The 16,694-nt window shown below is 41.5% G+C and carries 18 protein-coding genes; 10 read left to right on the top strand and 8 right to left on the bottom strand.

Annotation, left to right across the window (positions count from 1 at the left end; genetic code table 11):
• Positions 1 to 124 precede the first annotated feature (124 nt).
• The 3 genes from YK48G_RS06265 to YK48G_RS06255 all read right to left on the bottom strand — a co-directional run bounded on the left by YK48G_RS06265 (position 125) and on the right by YK48G_RS06255 (position 2,259).
• Complete coding sequence (locus YK48G_RS06265) at positions 125 to 895, bottom strand: SDR family oxidoreductase (protein ID WP_203629861.1); 771 nt, start codon at positions 893 to 895, stop codon at positions 125 to 127.
• Between the two features lie 242 nt (positions 896 to 1,137).
• Positions 1,138 to 1,542: a hypothetical protein gene (locus tag YK48G_RS06260; RefSeq protein WP_203629860.1), complete on the bottom strand. Its 405-nt coding sequence runs from the start codon at positions 1,540 to 1,542 to the stop codon at positions 1,138 to 1,140.
• 252 nt (positions 1,543 to 1,794) lie between these two features.
• A complete protein-coding gene (locus YK48G_RS06255) occupies positions 1,795 to 2,259 on the bottom strand; it encodes a GNAT family N-acetyltransferase (RefSeq protein WP_203629859.1) in 465 nt (154 codons plus the stop codon).
• A 95-nt stretch (positions 2,260 to 2,354) separates the two neighbouring features.
• Here YK48G_RS06255 and YK48G_RS06250 point away from each other — a divergent pair, with 95 nt between their 5' ends.
• Entirely contained in the window at positions 2,355 to 2,714 is a 360-nt protein-coding gene (locus YK48G_RS06250; protein ID WP_232365300.1) for a YisL family protein, read from the top strand.
• 793 nt (positions 2,715 to 3,507) lie between these two features.
• Here the strand turns inward: YK48G_RS06250 and YK48G_RS06245 are convergent.
• Positions 3,508 to 4,245, bottom strand: coding sequence for a DUF1643 domain-containing protein (locus YK48G_RS06245; RefSeq protein WP_203629858.1), 738 nt, complete (start codon positions 4,243 to 4,245; stop codon positions 3,508 to 3,510).
• 511 nt (positions 4,246 to 4,756) lie between these two features.
• On the opposite strand from YK48G_RS06245, the gene YK48G_RS06240 reads away from it, so the two are divergent.
• From YK48G_RS06240 to YK48G_RS06220, 5 genes are all read left to right on the top strand, one after another.
• Positions 4,757 to 5,242 carry a hypothetical protein gene (locus YK48G_RS06240; protein WP_203629857.1) on the top strand — a complete coding sequence of 162 codons (486 nt, stop codon included), beginning with the start codon at positions 4,757 to 4,759 and terminating at the stop codon, positions 5,240 to 5,242.
• Between the two features lie 6 nt (positions 5,243 to 5,248).
• Positions 5,249 to 5,770 (top strand): hypothetical protein, encoded by a 522-nt coding sequence (locus tag YK48G_RS06235; protein ID WP_203629856.1) that lies wholly within the window; start codon positions 5,249 to 5,251, stop codon positions 5,768 to 5,770.
• A 12-nt stretch (positions 5,771 to 5,782) separates the two neighbouring features.
• Positions 5,783 to 6,172, top strand: coding sequence for a hypothetical protein (locus YK48G_RS06230; protein ID WP_203629855.1), 390 nt, complete (start codon positions 5,783 to 5,785; stop codon positions 6,170 to 6,172).
• 14 nt (positions 6,173 to 6,186) lie between these two features.
• Complete coding sequence (locus YK48G_RS06225) at positions 6,187 to 6,651, top strand: hypothetical protein (protein ID WP_203629854.1); 465 nt, start codon at positions 6,187 to 6,189, stop codon at positions 6,649 to 6,651.
• A gap of 174 nt (positions 6,652 to 6,825) precedes the next feature.
• On the top strand, positions 6,826 to 8,022 hold the full coding sequence (locus tag YK48G_RS06220; protein ID WP_203629853.1) for an NAD-dependent formate dehydrogenase: 1,197 nt from the start codon (positions 6,826 to 6,828) through the stop codon (positions 8,020 to 8,022).
• 73 nt (positions 8,023 to 8,095) lie between these two features.
• On the opposite strand, the gene YK48G_RS06215 is transcribed toward YK48G_RS06220, so the two are convergent.
• The 3 genes from YK48G_RS06215 to mazE form a co-directional block, all read right to left on the bottom strand.
• Entirely contained in the window at positions 8,096 to 10,402 is a 2,307-nt protein-coding gene (locus YK48G_RS06215) for a glycoside hydrolase family 31 protein (RefSeq protein WP_203629852.1), read from the bottom strand.
• A gap of 489 nt (positions 10,403 to 10,891) precedes the next feature.
• Positions 10,892 to 11,179, bottom strand: coding sequence for a type II toxin-antitoxin system PemK/MazF family toxin (locus YK48G_RS06210; RefSeq protein ID WP_308440168.1), 288 nt, complete (start codon positions 11,177 to 11,179; stop codon positions 10,892 to 10,894).
• Positions 11,176 to 11,388, bottom strand: a complete 213-nt coding sequence (mazE, locus tag YK48G_RS06205; protein WP_203629851.1) for a type II toxin-antitoxin system PemI/MazE family antitoxin — start codon at positions 11,386 to 11,388, stop codon at positions 11,176 to 11,178. Before mazE ends, YK48G_RS06210 begins: the two co-directional genes overlap by 4 nt.
• A gap of 126 nt (positions 11,389 to 11,514) precedes the next feature.
• Here mazE and YK48G_RS06200 point away from each other — a divergent pair, with 126 nt between their 5' ends.
• Together YK48G_RS06200 and YK48G_RS06195 are read left to right on the top strand one after the other, a co-directional pair.
• Positions 11,515 to 11,817 (top strand): ArsR/SmtB family transcription factor, encoded by a 303-nt coding sequence (locus tag YK48G_RS06200; protein ID WP_203629850.1) that lies wholly within the window; start codon positions 11,515 to 11,517, stop codon positions 11,815 to 11,817.
• A gap of 81 nt (positions 11,818 to 11,898) precedes the next feature.
• On the top strand, positions 11,899 to 13,062 hold the full coding sequence (locus YK48G_RS06195) for an MFS transporter (RefSeq protein ID WP_232365299.1): 1,164 nt from the start codon (positions 11,899 to 11,901) through the stop codon (positions 13,060 to 13,062).
• A 118-nt stretch (positions 13,063 to 13,180) separates the two neighbouring features.
• On the opposite strand, the gene YK48G_RS06190 is transcribed toward YK48G_RS06195, so the two are convergent.
• A complete protein-coding gene (locus YK48G_RS06190) occupies positions 13,181 to 13,642 on the bottom strand; it encodes a hypothetical protein (RefSeq protein WP_203629849.1) in 462 nt (153 codons plus the stop codon).
• Between the two features lie 508 nt (positions 13,643 to 14,150).
• On the opposite strand from YK48G_RS06190, the gene YK48G_RS06185 reads away from it, so the two are divergent.
• Positions 14,151 to 15,767 carry a peptide ABC transporter substrate-binding protein gene (locus YK48G_RS06185; protein WP_203629848.1) on the top strand — a complete coding sequence of 539 codons (1,617 nt, stop codon included), beginning with the start codon at positions 14,151 to 14,153 and terminating at the stop codon, positions 15,765 to 15,767.
• Between the two features lie 200 nt (positions 15,768 to 15,967).
• Positions 15,968 to 16,693 (top strand): gamma-glutamyl-gamma-aminobutyrate hydrolase family protein, encoded by a 726-nt coding sequence (locus YK48G_RS06180; RefSeq protein ID WP_203629847.1) that lies wholly within the window; start codon positions 15,968 to 15,970, stop codon positions 16,691 to 16,693.
• Position 16,694: the final 1 nt, after the last annotated feature.

Raw genomic sequence — 16,694 nt, 5'->3', positions numbered from 1 at the left:
TGTTGGTGTCTCGTTTATTAGATCACTTTCAATAATATCAATATCCTAACAAACTCAATAAGCTTCCAAAACCTGATCAAGACAAATTTTGGAAGCTTATTAAAAATGCTTTGGCAAAATGATGTTACATAGCAGTCCAGCCGCCATCAGCGGTAATTACCGCGCCATTCACAAATTTGGATTGATCAGAAGCTAAGAATAAGGCCACCTGAGCAATTTGTTCCGGCTTGCCACCTGGGGCGGTCATGCCGCCAATGGCACTCATGGCTTTCATTCCTAACTCATCAGGATCGTTGATGGTCTTTTGGATGTTTGTAGCGATATTGCCTGGCGCAATCGCGTTTGAACGGATATGATGATAAATGCCGTAAGTTGCCGCAATATTCTTGGTCAAACCAATGATACCGTGTTTGGTAGCAGTATAAGCAACGCCACCCCGGGAACCAAACAACCCGCCAACGGAAGCCATATTAATGATATTGCCACCGTCTTTTTGCTGAAGCATGTACTTGATGACTTCTCGAGCGGCTTTAAATGGACCAGTTAGATTAATTGCTAGTACCCGATCCCACACGTCATCCGTCATGTTTTCAACTGTCTTGATATTATCGACGATCCCGGCATTATTTACCAAAATGTCGACTTTGGAATACGTATCAATGGTTTGCTTAACCATATTAACGATGTCAGCTTCTTTGGCAACGTTAGTGATCACGGTGCTGGTTGCATCACCTTTTGCGTCAATTTCAGCCGCGGTTTGTTTTAGCCCGTCAGGATTAATATCAGCCAGCATCACTTTGGCACCTTCTTTAACAAATAATTCCGAAATTTGACGCCCCATACCAGAACCCGCGCCAGTGACAATCGCAATTTTGCCTTTTAGTAAATCAGCCATAATAACATTTTCCTTTCCTAATAAGTACCAATCAGTTATCTTAACAGCTTTATTCTATCGATTTGTAAACGCTTTAGCAATTATTTTGAACGGCTTTATGACTGGTTGAATAATCATCTAGGAATAGTGTTATTTAAAAAAATACCGCGTTTGGCTAAACGTGGTATCGGTGTTTGAACGCCGAATTATCGGTAATCAATGGCTTTAGAAAATGAAATTGACTTCAATAAATGAATCGGTCATTATTTGCTGTTATCAATTGCAGACTGATTTGATGTATAGACAATCCGGTATTTCAAAATATTATTAGCGGCCTTGTTAGATTTAACGGAAACCCACTTGCCTTGGTTCTTTTGAAAAATAAATTTGGGGGTGGTACCGCTTAGCTGAACAAAATACTTTTGGTCACCGGATTTGCGAACACGATAGACTTTGGTGCGACTAGTCGCCGATAACTGTTCCGTTGCTGGAGCGGTTTTGTTATAAGCGGTGACGGATTGGCGAATCATTTCTTTATATTGATTAGTTTGTCGGCTTTTCATGATAATGCCAACAATACCGGCTATTACCACAAGAACCATAATCGTCAACATGATCCACAAAACATTGGCACGCTTGGCGTTCTGGGCTTTTTGCTTTTCATTCATTTTTAATCACCTCATCAATTAGTGAGTGAAACAAACTGTTTAGAAGCTGCCGGGTAGGCTAGGCGTTTCACGGCCGTTGGAACCTAAGTCACCTTTGCCCGGCAATCCCGAGCCTGGCTTTTTTGACAAGGTGATTTAGGTGCAAGCTTCTGTCTTGCGCATATCCTTAAAGGGCACGTTCATGCTTCCTTCTTTAATTTAGCACAAGCCGGCAGTGGTGGGAATGATTGTGTTTGTGAAGTTGTGAAATCTTCATAAGAATTTTCTAAGGCGAATCATGTCCTTTAGCACTAAATTATTTTCAATAATGGGTTCAGAATAATTCCTAACGAAGAAATCTTGATCAACTGCATAAGGGCGAAAACCGCTTTTTTGGTATAAATATAACTGACCAAAACCAGTACTACCTGTGCCAATTTCTATCACTTTATAAGCTTGATCGATTGCCCAATGAGTTGCAAATTGAATCAAACGATGGCCGATTCCCTGTTTTTGGTCACTAGGATCAACGGCCAAGTTCACAATTTCGATTGTTTCAGGTCGAGTTTCAATTAAGATGATGACGCCGACTAATCGCTGGCCAATTTTAGCCTCAAAGTTGAATGATCGCTTTAAATAGTTGTCGACCAATTTCTTGGAGGGGTCCGCATCGAGTAGTAATTTATAATGAGCCGAGGTCGCGTGCTTAAAGGGAATGATTTTTAATTGATCATTCATTGAACCAACTCCTCATGTCTAATGTATGATTATAAACCCATTGAGAAAGACTATAATAGGTTTTGTGTAAACTAAATTAACGGGGAGGCCATATTTTGTTTTGGTTAAGTATGCATTTAATTTCGTGGATTTTATTAGTCATTGCGGTCATTCTGGCTTTTGCATTTAAAGACAAATTAGCAACGATTTTCATGATGATCACCCGAGTCATCTATATTCCAATGTTACTCTCCGGCGGCTTCTTAGCCTGGTACCGAATCCCACGGGCACCGGTGAGTGGCATCCTGAAGCTGTTGCTTGGCTTGGCGGTCATTGCCTTGCTTGAAATGAGTTTTGCCCGCAAGAATCGAAAGGCCGACGCCAAAGGGCTTTATTGGACGCTTATTGGTGTTTTTATTGTGACAACGATCTTTGGCTTTTATTTGGCTGGTTGGTATCCAATTACTTGGCACTAAGCTAACTATGGAAGGTTAAAAATAGCTATCGTCTAGCTGATCCTAGCCGGCTTTATTATTGGTACGATCGTCATCACGCTAGGTGGTGAGGCTGCTTATTATCTGGGAATTTTAACCACTGTTGACATCTGTTTTCATTTACAAGCTGGCAATGTCGACTGGGGCGTTGGCGTTTGGATTATGATCGGCGCGGCCATGGGATCATTTCTGACGCCTATTTTGTTCAACCGATTAGATCCGACAAAATTTACCAAGTACGTTAAACCGGTTTTGGGCGGTCTGTTGATTGTGATGGGGGCGTTTACGGCGCTTAAGTGGGCAAAAAGCAACTTTAAATTTTGAAGGATAAAGCAAACCACTCTTAGCTGGAGATGTCAGTATATAATAGTTTAATTATATAACTCTTGAATCATACCAGCCAGATTAATTTTGAAATTTATCCAAACGGGGCTATCTTACCCATGAGATGGGCATCTCAAAACTCTTTTCAGAAACACTTATATATTGGCTCCAATGCTTAAATCTTAAATTAACTAAAAATATAAATCATTTTCGACGCTTGCCAGAGCGGTGTTTTTTGATCCAAAATAACCATGAGTAGTTGATCGGCTGTTCCTTATGTCACCCGCCCCACAATAAATGTGTGTCCGAGGAACAAGTTCCTGAAAGTAGGCGGAGAATTATACAAACCATGGGGGTATGTTTATCCAATTTCTTCTATTCTCGACTACTTCCATATTGCTTTTGATTTTCCATTGAGTTCCGCGTAAGCGGGTTCCAATGATAAACTGAGTTAAATGTGAAGTTGGTAGCTTTCATCAAATAATTCAGCAAAAGGTTTTGGCGAACGAGTTAATTCGAATGTTTTATCACCAGGAATCGATAGATGACAGGCATATCCGGTGCCGTTGATGCGCTTATATAATATCTTGTCTAAATAATGCTTATTGTGTTCTTCATTAAAGATATTCATTACGTTGACATATTGGACTGTTCCTTTTTTTCCAAAATAATCATTAAGGTTACCAGTCGCAACTAACAAATCATATTTTCCTTGTTTAGTTATTTGTTGAAGTAAAATTTGAATGATATTCTGGTTAGCCTTTAAGTAATTTGTGGTTGCGGTTGTAGTTCGGTTAGAGTCATTCAACCATTCTTTAACCTTGGTTGTTTGACTGTTAACATAGGGGAAGATGTTGATTAAATCAATGTGTTCATAGAATTGATATAGCTTTGGCTGATTTTCAACATTTTGTAGATAATATTCTTTTAATAGTTTCAGGGTGGTTGGATCACCATAGTGGTCATTAGCAATACTGGGATTCATCATTAACACAATTAAAGTTTTGGTTGATAAGCCTCGCCAGTCCTCAACATTTTCGTGGTCAATATTAAAAGGTAATAAATATCGATAACAGTCATTAATTTCAGGTAATTGAATGTGTCGGTCGTATAGGTTATGACCATTGAGCTTCGTCGATTTAACGGTCGCATAAATTGGATAAATTACTTTTTCCAGGGCTGGTGTCATTTTGATTCCTCATTTCTACTGTTTTGGTATTATTATAACCCACCTTATAAAGCTGGTTATTGGGCAATTGGCCAGTATGCTTCGGACGGTATTTGGAATTTGAAACAAGTTTAATATAATGGCCAAGTTGTTTTGAAGTCATGGAGCTATAACTTAGTAATCAAAAACATCCTACTTTCGTAACGTATTATTATTAACTTTAATTCGTCAACTCAGTCATTAAGTGGCTGAGTTTTTTGTTTTACAATCTTAGAATCAACTCACGAACTTCGTATCACGAGAAACTGACCCTTGAACGTTAATTTTCAATGATGATCAAACCATCGATTCAGCTAATTGGAAATTAAAATTAGCGTGAATTGGTCATAAACGAGAAAATCAAAGGCAATAAGGAAGAACAGAGACAAAGATGTTGCGATGAAAAAACTTATTCTGGCAACTTGCTAATAGCGGTATAATTAATTTGTCAATCGGGGGCGATTGAACATTATTTGTGGAGAGGTTTACATATATGAAAAAGAAGAAATTATTAATGACCCTGTTGGTGGGCCTGGGGTTAGCCAGTGGTGGCTTAATGGCCACTAACGTTTCCGCGGCTACGCAATTATCATCAGTGCCGAAAAGCTGGCGGGGCACTTGGAAAGATTATTCGTCAGATGGTAGTCAGTCTTATGGAAAAACCCATTTTACGGCTAAAACGACGTATTATTATCAAAAGTCGCACGGTAAGTATCATAAGATTACCTATAAATTTGCGACTCGGTCATCCGATATTCAGGATAAAACACCCGTTCATAATGAGAATTATTATTATGGTCATGGTAAATATGCTTTTTGGTGGCAGTTAAGCACTTCTAAATATGCTACCATGCATCCCACTTACTATCGAATGACAACGAAAAATATCTTTGGCCATAAACGACATGTTTTGTTGACATATACGGGAATCCTATGGGGTGGTGCTTTGCCAACGGCCAGTATTAAGGCGAAGGGGTGATTGACGATGAAAAATATTTGGAAGCTAATTATTTTAACCGGATTAATGCTAACTGTCGGGTTGGGTATTAATACTATTAACGCCCGACCAGCATCAGCTAATTCCGCAACGACTGCTAAGAGTATCCGGGGTAATTGGTATGCTTGGGATAAATACGACAAAACTTATTTGGTTAAGAAAATCCGAGCTCACTCCGTAGTCACTTATAATCAATTAGCCGGTGGTTATATTTCGGATTATCGGGTGTACACACCACATAGAAGTGGATCGCATAAATTATCGATTCGTATATACAAACACGCTCACAGGGGCACTAATACTGTTTATGATTTGAACCGAGGATATCTGTTACCGACATACAAACGCATTGGTTTTGTCTGGTCGTCACAGAAAAGTCTCTTTGGTCATAAATATCACGTCTTAAAAACATATATAACAATGTTTGATTTTACGGTTTATTTTCATCATAAGATTAAGCACGATTATAGTTATACTCATAAAAACTATGAATATTTCATTGGCCGATAAAGGGGAATCTATATGAAAATCAGAACAATACTTTTAACCAGTTTATTATCATTGAGCTTAGGGGCTGTGACAACAGCTCAACCTGTGTTCGCCCATACTTGGCATCATGGGATTCCGAGACATCTTCGAGGCCACTACACGTATCATTTACACCGACAAACAGTGCCTACTTGGGGTATCTTAAATATTTACTCAAAGAAAATGACGGATCAGGATCAAGGAATGCCAATGTTGACGATGATTCACTTGAAGTATTATAAGACCAGTCATTATACCTATCATTTCCGAAGTTGGGCATATGCGCCGGCCGCATCTGGTGGCACGCCAGGAACCGAGAACTTCACGTTGACTAAAAAGGGTCATTCAATTTGGTGGAATCATCAACATTACATTCAACATTAAAGAGGGGTAAATTCATGAAAATCAAAGGATATTCAACAGGAGGGCATTTAGCAGTGAAAGTTAAGTATCTAAGTTTAGTTGGTTTGGTGATTGGGGGATTTGGATTGGGAATTACCGGGACTTCGCAGTCTGTATCAGCTGTCAGTCATATCACCCCGGTTTCCTTACGCGGTAAATGGCTGTCACCTAAAACCGGGCAGTGGGATATTCAACAGGAACTTAAAATTACCAAACGTTCATTAACTCAAGATGTTATTGAAACTGGCGTGCGTCACCCATACCCACTCAGAATTGCTGGTAAAAAATTAACGGTGAGTTATGTTAGGTCAGGTTATTGGGATTTAGGAGAGTCAAATCGTAGTGTGATCTATCGTCTTAAACGGGTTCATCATAACGGTAAATTAGCCTTAAAAACTTGGGCACATTTAAGTCATTTACCACAGCATTGGGATACTACTGGTTATTATTATCACAAATAACCTCTTTTGCTCAGACTTCTGAGGATGGTTTATTTTTAGAAGAAGCAATCTTTGCGACCCGCTCTTATCAAATTTGTGAATAAAAAAATAAATGCAAATTATTGAAACCGCTTACCTAAATGCTATATTTAATTACAAGAGGGTTGATCGCAGTAAGAAAGGACGGTTCGTATTATGGCAAAAGTTTTAGCTATCTTGTATCCAGATCCGATTGATGGTTACCCACCAAAGTACGCGCGAGATTCAATTCCAGCAATTACGCATTATCCAGATGGATCAACGGTTCCAAGTCCAGAGGGGATTGATTTTACCCCTGGTGAATTATTGGGAAGTGTATCGGGTGAATTGGGATTGCGAAAATACCTTGAGTCTCACGGTCATCAATTAGTCGTGACCTCAGATAAAGAGGGTCTAAATTCGGAGTTTGAGAAGGAATTGCCAGATGCCGATGTTGTGATTTCCCAGCCATTTTGGCCAGCGTACTTAACGGCTGAGCGGATTGCTAAGGCAAGTAATTTAAAGTTGGCGATTACTGCCGGAATTGGGTCTGATCACGTTGATTTAAACGCAGCTAATGAGCATAACGTGACGGTTGCCGAAGTGACTTACAGCAATAGTATCAGCGTTGCCGAACAAGACGTCATGCAAGTGTTAGCCTTGGTTCGAAACTTTATCCCATCTCACGACCTTGCTCGGTCTGGTAAATGGAATATCGCCGATGCTGCTTCACGGGCATACGACCTTGAAGGCATGACGGTTGGTATCATTGGGGCTGGCCGAATTGGCCGTGCTGTTTTGGAACGGCTGAAACCGTTTGGGGTCAAGTTGGTTTACTATCAACGCCATCAGCTGCCAGCCGACGTTGAAAAAGAGTTGGGCGCTACCTTTTACCCAGATGTCCGTGATTTAGTTAAGATCGTTGATGTTGCCGTTATTTGCGCACCATTGCATGCTCAAACTTATCATATGTTTGATGATGAGCTTATCTCCACAATGAAACGGGGCGCGTACATTGTCAACGATAGTCGGGGAGAGTTGGTTGACCGAGACGCCATTGTCCGAGCCTCAGAATCTGGTCAAATCGCTGGTTACTCTGGTGACGTTTGGTATCCACAACCAGCTCCGGCAGATCATCCGTGGCGAACAATGCCCCATGAGGCCATGACGCCGCATATGTCGGGAACAACACTTTCAGCTCAGGCTCGCTATGCAGCCGGCGTTCGAGAAATCTTGGAAGACTTTTTTGAAGACAAACCGATTCGACCGGAGTATTTGATTGCCCAAGGCGGCCAACTAGCTGGTGTGGGTGCAAAATCCTATACGGTTAAGAAGGGCGAAGAAACGCCTGGTAGCGGGGAAGAAGAAAAATAACTAAGTTATATTAGATTAAAAAGCTGGTTTCATTCCTCTTAGTGGCGGAAGTGAAATCAGCTTTTTAGTCCCTTTATGATTGCCGATATTCTCCAGCAGCGGCATCATACCTTAATTTAATTTGGTTATCTGATAGTTCAACGTTGATGGTTTCATAAATTGGTTTAAACCCATGATGAGGTAAATTAATGGCAACTTGACCGTTCTTAACGGAAATTGTGTAGTGGTTGAACTCACCATTCTGGTAGTTAAAGTCCACCCCATCATCTTGGTAATGATCGTAATGGCCTTGATTACCATAAACCCTAAATGTCATTGTTCGATCAGGCGTTTCTGAAATGTGATTAACTGGGTTGCCCCAAGGCAGAATGGTGTTGTTTCGAATAAACAATGGCAGTTTATCCAACGGGGTATCAACGACGATGTCTTGATGACCGGTGTATTGCCGATCATTCCAAAAGTCAACCCACTCACCGGCAGGTAAATAAACCAGTCGCTTAGTCTTGGATTTTTCAACGATTGGGGCGACTAAGACATTATCGCCGACCATGAATTCGTCGTTTAAATCCCGAACGCGTGGATCAGTATCATCGACTAATACCAGTGGCCGCATAATGGGCAAGCCGCTCTTGGTTTGCTTTTCGAACAGATCATAGAGGTAAGGGATGAAGCGGTAGCGCAGCTTCACAAATTTCCGGTAAATTGAAAGAGTTGGGTCACCGAAACTCCAAGGCTCTTGGTGGCGGGTACCCATTGCGGCGTGATTTCGCAGCAGGGGGCTGAAGATGGCAGCTTCAATCCAGCGGGTTAATAATTCTGGATTCGTATCGGAAGCAAAACCGCCAATATCGACACCAGCAAAGCTAAAGCCGCTAAGGCCCAGGTTACAGAGCTGTGGGATCATCATTTGAATGTGCGGCCAGATACTACGGTTGTCACCGGTCCAGACGGTTGAATACTTTTGGGTGCCAGCATAAGCGGCGCGCGTGATCACGTATGGCCGTTTGCCTTGATAGTGTTTTAGGCCTGCATAAGTGGCCTGAGCCATATTATGGCCGTAAACGTTATGCATCTTTTTATGGGTAGATGGCAGGTCTTGGTCAGAGAAGACAACATCGTCTGGAATTGGGCCTTCAAACGACGCTGGTTCATTCATGTCATTCCAGATGCCGCCAACGCCCATGTCGACTAAGAATTTGTCATGACGTGCCCACCACTTACGGACTTCTGGACGGCCAAAGTCTGGGAAGGCGGAATCACCAGGCCAAACCTTGTTGATGTAGACTTGACCATCAGGAGATTTGACAAAGTAGCCCTTCTTAACGCCATCAGCGTATACCTCATAGTTTGGATCTTTTTTAACGCCAGGATCAATAATTGGAACAGCTTTGATACCTTGTTTCTTTAAGCTGGTGATGAAGTGTTTGGGGTCGCCTTCGTATTGATCTTTATCCCAAGTAAAAACGCGGTAGCCGCGCATGTAATCCACGTCAAAGTGAATGGCATCGCAGGGGATGTCGAATTTCTTTAGGTTATCGGCAACTGCTTGAACTTCCTTCTGACTGGCACTATAGCCCCAACGAGATTGTTGGTAACCCAGTGTCCACTTTTGCGGCAACGGCACGCGGCCTGTTAGATACGTATAGTTAGCAACGACGTCTTTTAAGGAATTGCCGCCCAAAATATAATAGTCAAGGTTGCCAGCAACTGCTGAGTAGAAGTAGTAGTTAGGACTTTCCTTGCCCATATCAAAATGGCTCTTATATGGATTATCGAAGAAGAGCCCGTAAGGATGACCGTTCTTCAGGCCATACATCACTGGAATTGATTTATATAGTTTAGTAAAATTTTCCAGCTGAGGAGCTGGATTGTCGACATTCCAGTTGTCGTATTCAAAACCACGCTTGTCAAGGTAGCCGGTTTTATCGCCCAGCCCATAGAAATGTTCATCTTTGGCGAGTGATTTGACGATTTGATAATACTGGCCGGAACCGGTTGTCGCCCCCGAAACGTTGTGACCCTCTGCTTTGACAAGTCGTTCGTGTACTTTATCGACGCCTTTATCCAAGAGTTGCCGTTTACCACGATAATCGACTGCTAACGCATTACCGGCAGCATCGTAAACGTCAATGTGGCGGTCACCGTCAATTTTAACTAATAGGTTGCTGGTTTGAAGTTCATAGTGGTCGCCAACGGTCTTAATGGTGAAGCTGGTGGATTGCTCCTTATGATCTGCGACAGCGTACGAGCTGCCGTTGTCACCACGATTTTCAAAGACACGGATGATGGTAGGAGTTAAGACGAATAATTGCAAAGGATGTTTTGGAAAGGCAAACGTAATGGTTTGATTGGTTTGTTGATAATCTGGTAATTGAGTCATCATAAACCTTCTTTATATTTTTTGAAAACATGTTGAGTTCACTTAGGCTTTATCAAGTTAGAGCTTATCTGCTAGTCACGTTAATTGCCAGCGTCGCGATCAGTTTTAAGCTACCAGCTATTATTAACATCATAACAGGAATTGGGTGACCATCAATTAGAAATGGTGAAGCCGATGGTATGATCAGCTAGAAGCTACCAAGTTATTGTTAACTAAAGTGGTTGACAATCCTGTTTGTAATCAACTGGTATGCCAAAGAGTTCCTCCTATCAGATCAGGAAGAACTCTTTTAAGTTATATTGTATCCGTTTTCACAAAAGAGGAGAAGGAATTGCATCGTCTAGACTATAAACGAAAGCAACAAGAATCTACGGCCTCACTTGCTTAAAACGTGCTAATCACCCGAATTTAGCATATCGTTAAAATTAAAAATAAAAGTTACGAATTGCGCAACCGATCCAAAGACGCTGGGAGGAATCTCTTCGATTTTTACGATATTTCGATGTGAGGAAAAAAATCAATTGACTTTAGCTGAATTGCATTAATTTGGCCTTGGGTCTTTAGATGATTAGGCAAATCAAAGTATCCAGGATGCTTACGTTGCTTGCTAGTAATTGGACAAATCTGAATAAAGCCGGTTGCCGAGTTATATTCAGTAGAACTCACGACTAATGCGGGTCGTCGCTTGGTGATCTCACGACCATCTTGGGGATCAAAGGTTGCCCAAATAATATCTCCTTGTTCGGGTAAGTAACCTCGATACTGATAACTTGTCATATTTCTTCACGTCCAGTAGTGGTATCGTCAAATTCCTCATGATCATGTTCAAAGTCCACATTTGGGTCTTTAAATGGATTGTTCGTTTTGGGGATATATGAAAAAGAGCCATCACGACCCTTAACAGCAATTACTTCAGTTCCAGATTTAATGCCAAATTTTTTAGGAACCGTCACGACTAACGAGTTCCCCTGTTCCCGAACTTTCATTATGTTGCCTCCTCGTATTTACCTTGTATTCACAAAAAATATATCAGTCTACTTTGGTGCTGGTCAAATATTAGATGCGATAAATTTTTCCTTGTAATTATCAAGAGCAAAGGATATGATAGTTTTATGAATATCAAACAATTATCTCCAGACGTAAGCGAGACTGAGTTTAAGCAACAAGTTTTCTTTGCTTTATCAGATCCTGGTCGTTATAAGATTGTTCAAATGCTATACAACGTGGGTCATGAAATGGGGTGTGGGGAACTTAACCAACATGTCGAAATCGACAAATCTACCATGTCATATCATTTGAAAACATTGCGGGAAGCTGGCATTACGAGTACGCGGACACAAGGACGTGAAAAATATGTTACGTTAAATGTCGCTAAGATTGAATTGGAGCTTCCGGGATTACTTGCAAGCTTATGATGAAGTATGCTCTTTTAGGAGCATCTTTTTTTGCATCATTGTTTGATAAATATAAAACTATAAAACAAAAGAGGTAATCACTTGAAAAAATATTCGATTATTTTTTTCCTAACCATGTTTTTAATTGGCACAGATACATTTTTAATATCGCCGCTCTTGCCAACTTTAAGTCATTTATATAGTGTTTCAACTTCTGTATCCGGTTGGATGGTTTCAGCATATGCTATTGGCTATGCGGTGTTTGCCTTATTTTCGGGACCAATTTCAGATGGTCGGGATCGAAAAAAGGTGATGATTTGGGGATTGTTTGCATTTGCGCTTTCGACTTTGCTTTGTGGCTTTGCGCTTAATTTTCAGTTAATGCTGACGTTTAGGTTCCTAGCAGGGATCAGTGCCTCGTTTGTAACGCCACAGGTATGGGCCTCAATTCCAGTGGTTGTGGACCGAAAAAGGGTTGTTAAAGTAATGGGCTATGCAACTGCTGGCTTATCGGTTTCTCAGTTAGTGGGGATTCCGATTGGTAGCTATCTGGCGGCGATGTCTTGGCGGCTGCCGTTTTTCGTTATTTCGACTTTAGCAATTTTATTGTTGGGATTACTAATTTTTGTTCTGCCAGAATTAGAAATCGGCCAACGCGAGCACTTTTCATTTTTTAAGACTTACTCGAAAGTTTTTGACAATAAACGGGCAATTAGTTACTTGATTGCGTATTTTGTCTTTCAAACTGGATCGTTTACGGTTATGACGTTCATCTCAACATGGTTTACGAAGGATTTTGGTTTGACATTATCTGGTATTGGAACAGCCATGATTGCAATTGGCGGGGGCAATTTAATTGGATCGTTATTTGGCAGCCGGATTGTAGACTGGCTGGGATTGAGACGCGCCTTCATGTATGAATTATTCGCTTTAATTGCGATATACTTAGCTATTCCATTGGTACATACTTTTTGGTTGGCGGAAGGATTATTAACGACGGCATTCTTATTTAATGGCTTCATTTTCCCATTGTTCATGACCACTTTACAAAGTACGGCAACCAATGCCCGCAGTACGATCTCGTCGCTTTCAAATGCAGCAATGTATTTTGGTGAAACAATTGCCGGGGTTGTGGGCGGAATCCTATTCAACCAATTTTATGGGTTTTCGGCGATTGCCTTATTTACCGTTGCCATGATTGGCATTTCCATCGCACTGTATAGTAGCTCAGGAATATTTAGAGAAAGCCGTCAATTGGACGAGTGAAGATAGGATTAGCTATATAAAAGACTTAACAGAAGCCTTTTTGAACTTTGAGATTAAATCATATCTGAATAATTGGGAGCTTTTAGACCAAAAATTATTATTATCATGAGTGCCATCGCTACCAAGGTTCCACTAAATCCGGATTATCTTCCACTTGTAGCAAGACCTTGCCCTTGTCAGCAATCGTCCACACAAAATAATCCTGTTTAATTTCTGGCGGAAATTGGTTCCAACCGTTGGCGGGATTCCTGAGTTGATTGGTTAGCTCCAAGTCAGTTTGATTGAGTTCAATTGCGGGGACGATCATGCCAGTTTGGCGGTTGAGTCGCACGGGGACGTTGCTGATGCGGTAGAGCTTGTAGTGATCGTCTAAATTGGTGGGGATGTTGGCCGTTCCATCGATGGGATTATATGTATAAGCGCCAGGCATCACTTCAACATCAAAGGCGGCTATTCGCCCGCGATACCAAACAGGTTGGGTGGCGACTTGATCAGCATTAGATCGACTGATTTGACTGTACAATAAACCGGCGATGATGAACATCATGATGCCGGCGAAAAATAAAAGTTGATAACCCATAATCATCCCTCCAATGTGTAAAACCAACTTTATTATAAAATGTTTTGATAAAAAAGGTTATTGGTTAGAATCAAATTAAAATAAAGATCGGTTGTAACTATAGGCAAATAACTATTGACATTTTATCAACGAATCCTTATGATAATTTTAAATTAAAATTCAGTTAGAAAACAACGAGAAGAGTAACCAACTAATTTGATCCAAGAGAGTTCGGCGGCTGGGAAAGAACGTCAATAGGTTGGTGAAGATGAGCTTGTCAATGTTGTTATTGTGTTCACGCATCATAACCGGTAGGAACCGTTACTTTCCCTGGTATCGATTGGTATCGTAGAGGTGTCTTCGGACATGAATTAGGGTGGTAACACGAGGAATCGTCCCTTAGTCGGATTAACGGCTAAGGGGCGATTTTAGGTTGGCGGCATCATTAATTAACAACTTCTAACTAGTATGATGACAGCTGCGTGGGGCTCTTAACTGCTTTGTTCAGCTTGTCTTGGAGGGATTATCTATGAAAAGAAAAGTAGTTGTGACGGTGGGATTACTAGCAAGTATCATATTGATTTTAACTGGTTGTGGTCAAAAACAGTCTAGCCAACAAGAAAAAACACTCCAAACAACCGCGCAGAGCAATGTGATTACGGTCGATCCAAATCGCGCCACAGACATTGGCAGTTACTTGGCGATCAATCAAGTACTTGAAGGACTTTATAAGCAAAATAATCAGGGCAAAATTGTGCCCTCGCTCGCAACCAAAATTGTGAAGCCAACTAATCATGGTAAGACCTATACGTTCACATTACGAAAAGATGCTAAATGGAACGATGGTACCCGGGTTGTTGCCCAAGACTTTGTTACGTCTGCCCGTCGGCAAGTAGAACCCCAAACGAAATCTCAACGAGCTGGTCATTTATCAGATATCTTAAATTATGCCGAAGTTAATTCAGGTAAGGCTTCTCCCAAGGAATTGGGCGTGGTTGCGTTGAGTTCCAACAAGCTACAGATCAAGTTGAGTCACGCGGTACCATATTACAACTATGTCTTAGCCACTCAAATTTTTCCGGTAGAACGTAAGGCATTAGCTAAATGGGGGAACAAGTACGGCCAAGATTCTAAGCATGCTGTTTCCAATGGTGCTTATCAAATTAGAAATTGGAATTCGTCCAAGGATACTTGGAATTTGGTTACGAATCCAAAGTATTATGACGCTAACAAAGTGCGTATCAAAAAACTACATTTCCAAGTTGTTAAGTCACCGCAAACTAGCTTCAAGCTTTTCCAATCAGGTGATATCGATGAAACTCAAATTTCCGGTAATTGGGTCAATGATGCCAAAAAGCAGTTCAAAAATGAAGTGAAGGTTCGCCAGTATGGACAGCTTGCCTTCATTCCTTGGAATAACTATGACAAGACGACTAGAAATCTCAATTTGCGGCGCGCGATCAGTTATTCAATCGACCGCCAGCAATTAGCTGCTAAAGTGTTAAATGATGGCTCAACGGCTGCTGAATCAGTTGTTCCTCAAGGGGAAGTTAAGGACGAAAGTGGCCAGGACTTTAACGCGGGCGTTACCCATAAATTATCGTATAATCTTGCTAAGGCGAAAAAATATTTTGCCCTGGCGCAAAAGCAACTTGGCCGCAAAAAGATTAAGTTTCAGTTGATTTCTGCCGACACAGATGCTTACAAGGCGGTTGCGGAATATATTCAGGCCCAATCAAAAAAGATTTCACCAGATCTTAACGTTTCAGTGCGTTCATTGCCGTTGCAACAAGAAATCTCAAGCTTTTCAGATCATCGTTTCCAAGCTGGCACCTTAGGTTGGTCAACTGATTTTCCTGACCCAATTGATTACTTAAACTTGGCCTCAAAAGCGGGAGTGATTAATTTTACCAAGTGGCACAACCAGAAATATCAGTCAATTATTGATCAAATTAACGATACTGAAAGCCAAACGCCAGCGCAACGAGTGAAGTTAGAGCAAAAGGCTGCCAGTTTGCTTAATGAACTTCAAGGGGTTACGCCACTTTATCAATACGCGTCGGTTCATTTGTTGACTAACAAAATTAAAGGCCTTGATTATCCGCTGATTGGCTATCAGAAATATGAGTATGCAAGTTGGAAATAGGTTAGGACAGCTGCGCCAGACAGAAACCTCCATATAAGCGTCTTGGCTTCGCTCACTGATTGTAGGACAGCTACGCAAAGCAGAAAGCTCCGTGTAAGCACCTCAGCCAAAAATCCCAAGCCTGGGGATTTCCGTCCGAGGAGACTTATACTCCACTTTCTAACCGCCTGGCTCCGCTCACTTAGGAGATGTTAATTATCATGGTAAAAATTGGTATTGCCAGTAATCACTTGATTCATCCAAATCCACGGTTTGATACAAATTATATTGACTATATTCAAATTGACTACGTTGACGGCCTTAAACGAGCGGGCAGTTTGCCGCTCGTCTTACCGTTGGGCGATCCCAAAGACGCAGCTGCTTATATTGAGACCGTTGATGGCTTGCTGCTATCCGGTGGGCAAGGCGTTACCCCAGCACTTTATGGCGTAGAACCCCTTAGAGAAGTTGCCGAGACTGACGTTTACCGTGACCAGTTTGAAATTGCACTGGTAAAAGCGGCTGTGGCTGCCGGCAAACCAGTTTTGGGAATTTGCCGCGGCATTCAAATTATTAACGTTGCGCTAGGCGGCACGTTATACCAAGACGTTTATAAACAGGCTGGTGCTTATCTCAAGCATAACCAAGCACCGACTTCTTGGGAGATCCCCACCCATCACATTACGACGACTAAAGGCTCTTGGCTAAATCAGTTGCTGGGCGACCGCTTCTTGGTAAACTCCTTTCACCATCAAGGCATTCACCAACTGGGCAACCAGCTTACTAAAGTGGCCGCTAGCGATGATCAAGTTGTTGAAGCCGTTGAATCAACTGATGGCAACGTGATTGGTGTCGAATTTCATCCCGAAATGATGATTAAAGCCCACCCGGAATTTCAGAAAATCTTTGATTATTTTGTCGATAGGGCTTCTAACTCGCACGGTTAGA

Source organism: Lentilactobacillus fungorum (assembly GCF_016860605.1).
Classification (GTDB): Bacteria; Bacillota; Bacilli; order Lactobacillales; family Lactobacillaceae; genus Lentilactobacillus; species Lentilactobacillus fungorum.
This window is presented reverse-complemented; position numbering and strand designations above follow the sequence as displayed.

Excerpts from the sequence above, each read along its gene's own strand:
- YK48G_RS06235 (WP_203629856.1), top strand. The coding sequence starts at position 5,249 with ATGAAAAATATTTGGAAGCTAATTATTTTAACCGGATTAATGCTAACT.
- YK48G_RS06260 (WP_203629860.1), bottom strand. The coding sequence starts at position 1,542 with ATGAATGAAAAGCAAAAAGCCCAGAACGCCAAGCGTGCCAATGTTTTG.
- YK48G_RS06215 (WP_203629852.1), bottom strand. The coding sequence starts at position 10,402 with ATGACTCAATTACCAGATTATCAACAAACCAATCAAACCATTACGTTT.
- YK48G_RS06265 (WP_203629861.1), bottom strand. The coding sequence starts at position 895 with ATGGCTGATTTACTAAAAGGCAAAATTGCGATTGTCACTGGCGCGGGT.
- YK48G_RS06180 (WP_203629847.1), top strand. The coding sequence starts at position 15,968 with ATGGTAAAAATTGGTATTGCCAGTAATCACTTGATTCATCCAAATCCA.
- YK48G_RS06220 (WP_203629853.1), top strand. The coding sequence starts at position 6,826 with ATGGCAAAAGTTTTAGCTATCTTGTATCCAGATCCGATTGATGGTTAC.
- YK48G_RS06225 (WP_203629854.1), top strand. The coding sequence starts at position 6,187 with ATGAAAATCAAAGGATATTCAACAGGAGGGCATTTAGCAGTGAAAGTT.
- YK48G_RS06240 (WP_203629857.1), top strand. The coding sequence starts at position 4,757 with ATGAAAAAGAAGAAATTATTAATGACCCTGTTGGTGGGCCTGGGGTTA.
- YK48G_RS06245 (WP_203629858.1), bottom strand. The coding sequence starts at position 4,245 with ATGACACCAGCCCTGGAAAAAGTAATTTATCCAATTTATGCGACCGTT.
- YK48G_RS06210 (WP_308440168.1), bottom strand. The coding sequence starts at position 11,179 with ATGACAAGTTATCAGTATCGAGGTTACTTACCCGAACAAGGAGATATT.
- YK48G_RS06230 (WP_203629855.1), top strand. The coding sequence starts at position 5,783 with ATGAAAATCAGAACAATACTTTTAACCAGTTTATTATCATTGAGCTTA.
- YK48G_RS06190 (WP_203629849.1), bottom strand. The coding sequence starts at position 13,642 with ATGGGTTATCAACTTTTATTTTTCGCCGGCATCATGATGTTCATCATC.
- YK48G_RS06255 (WP_203629859.1), bottom strand. The coding sequence starts at position 2,259 with ATGAATGATCAATTAAAAATCATTCCCTTTAAGCACGCGACCTCGGCT.
- mazE (WP_203629851.1), bottom strand. The coding sequence starts at position 11,388 with ATGAAAGTTCGGGAACAGGGGAACTCGTTAGTCGTGACGGTTCCTAAA.
- YK48G_RS06200 (WP_203629850.1), top strand. The coding sequence starts at position 11,515 with ATGAATATCAAACAATTATCTCCAGACGTAAGCGAGACTGAGTTTAAG.
- YK48G_RS06185 (WP_203629848.1), top strand. The coding sequence starts at position 14,151 with ATGAAAAGAAAAGTAGTTGTGACGGTGGGATTACTAGCAAGTATCATA.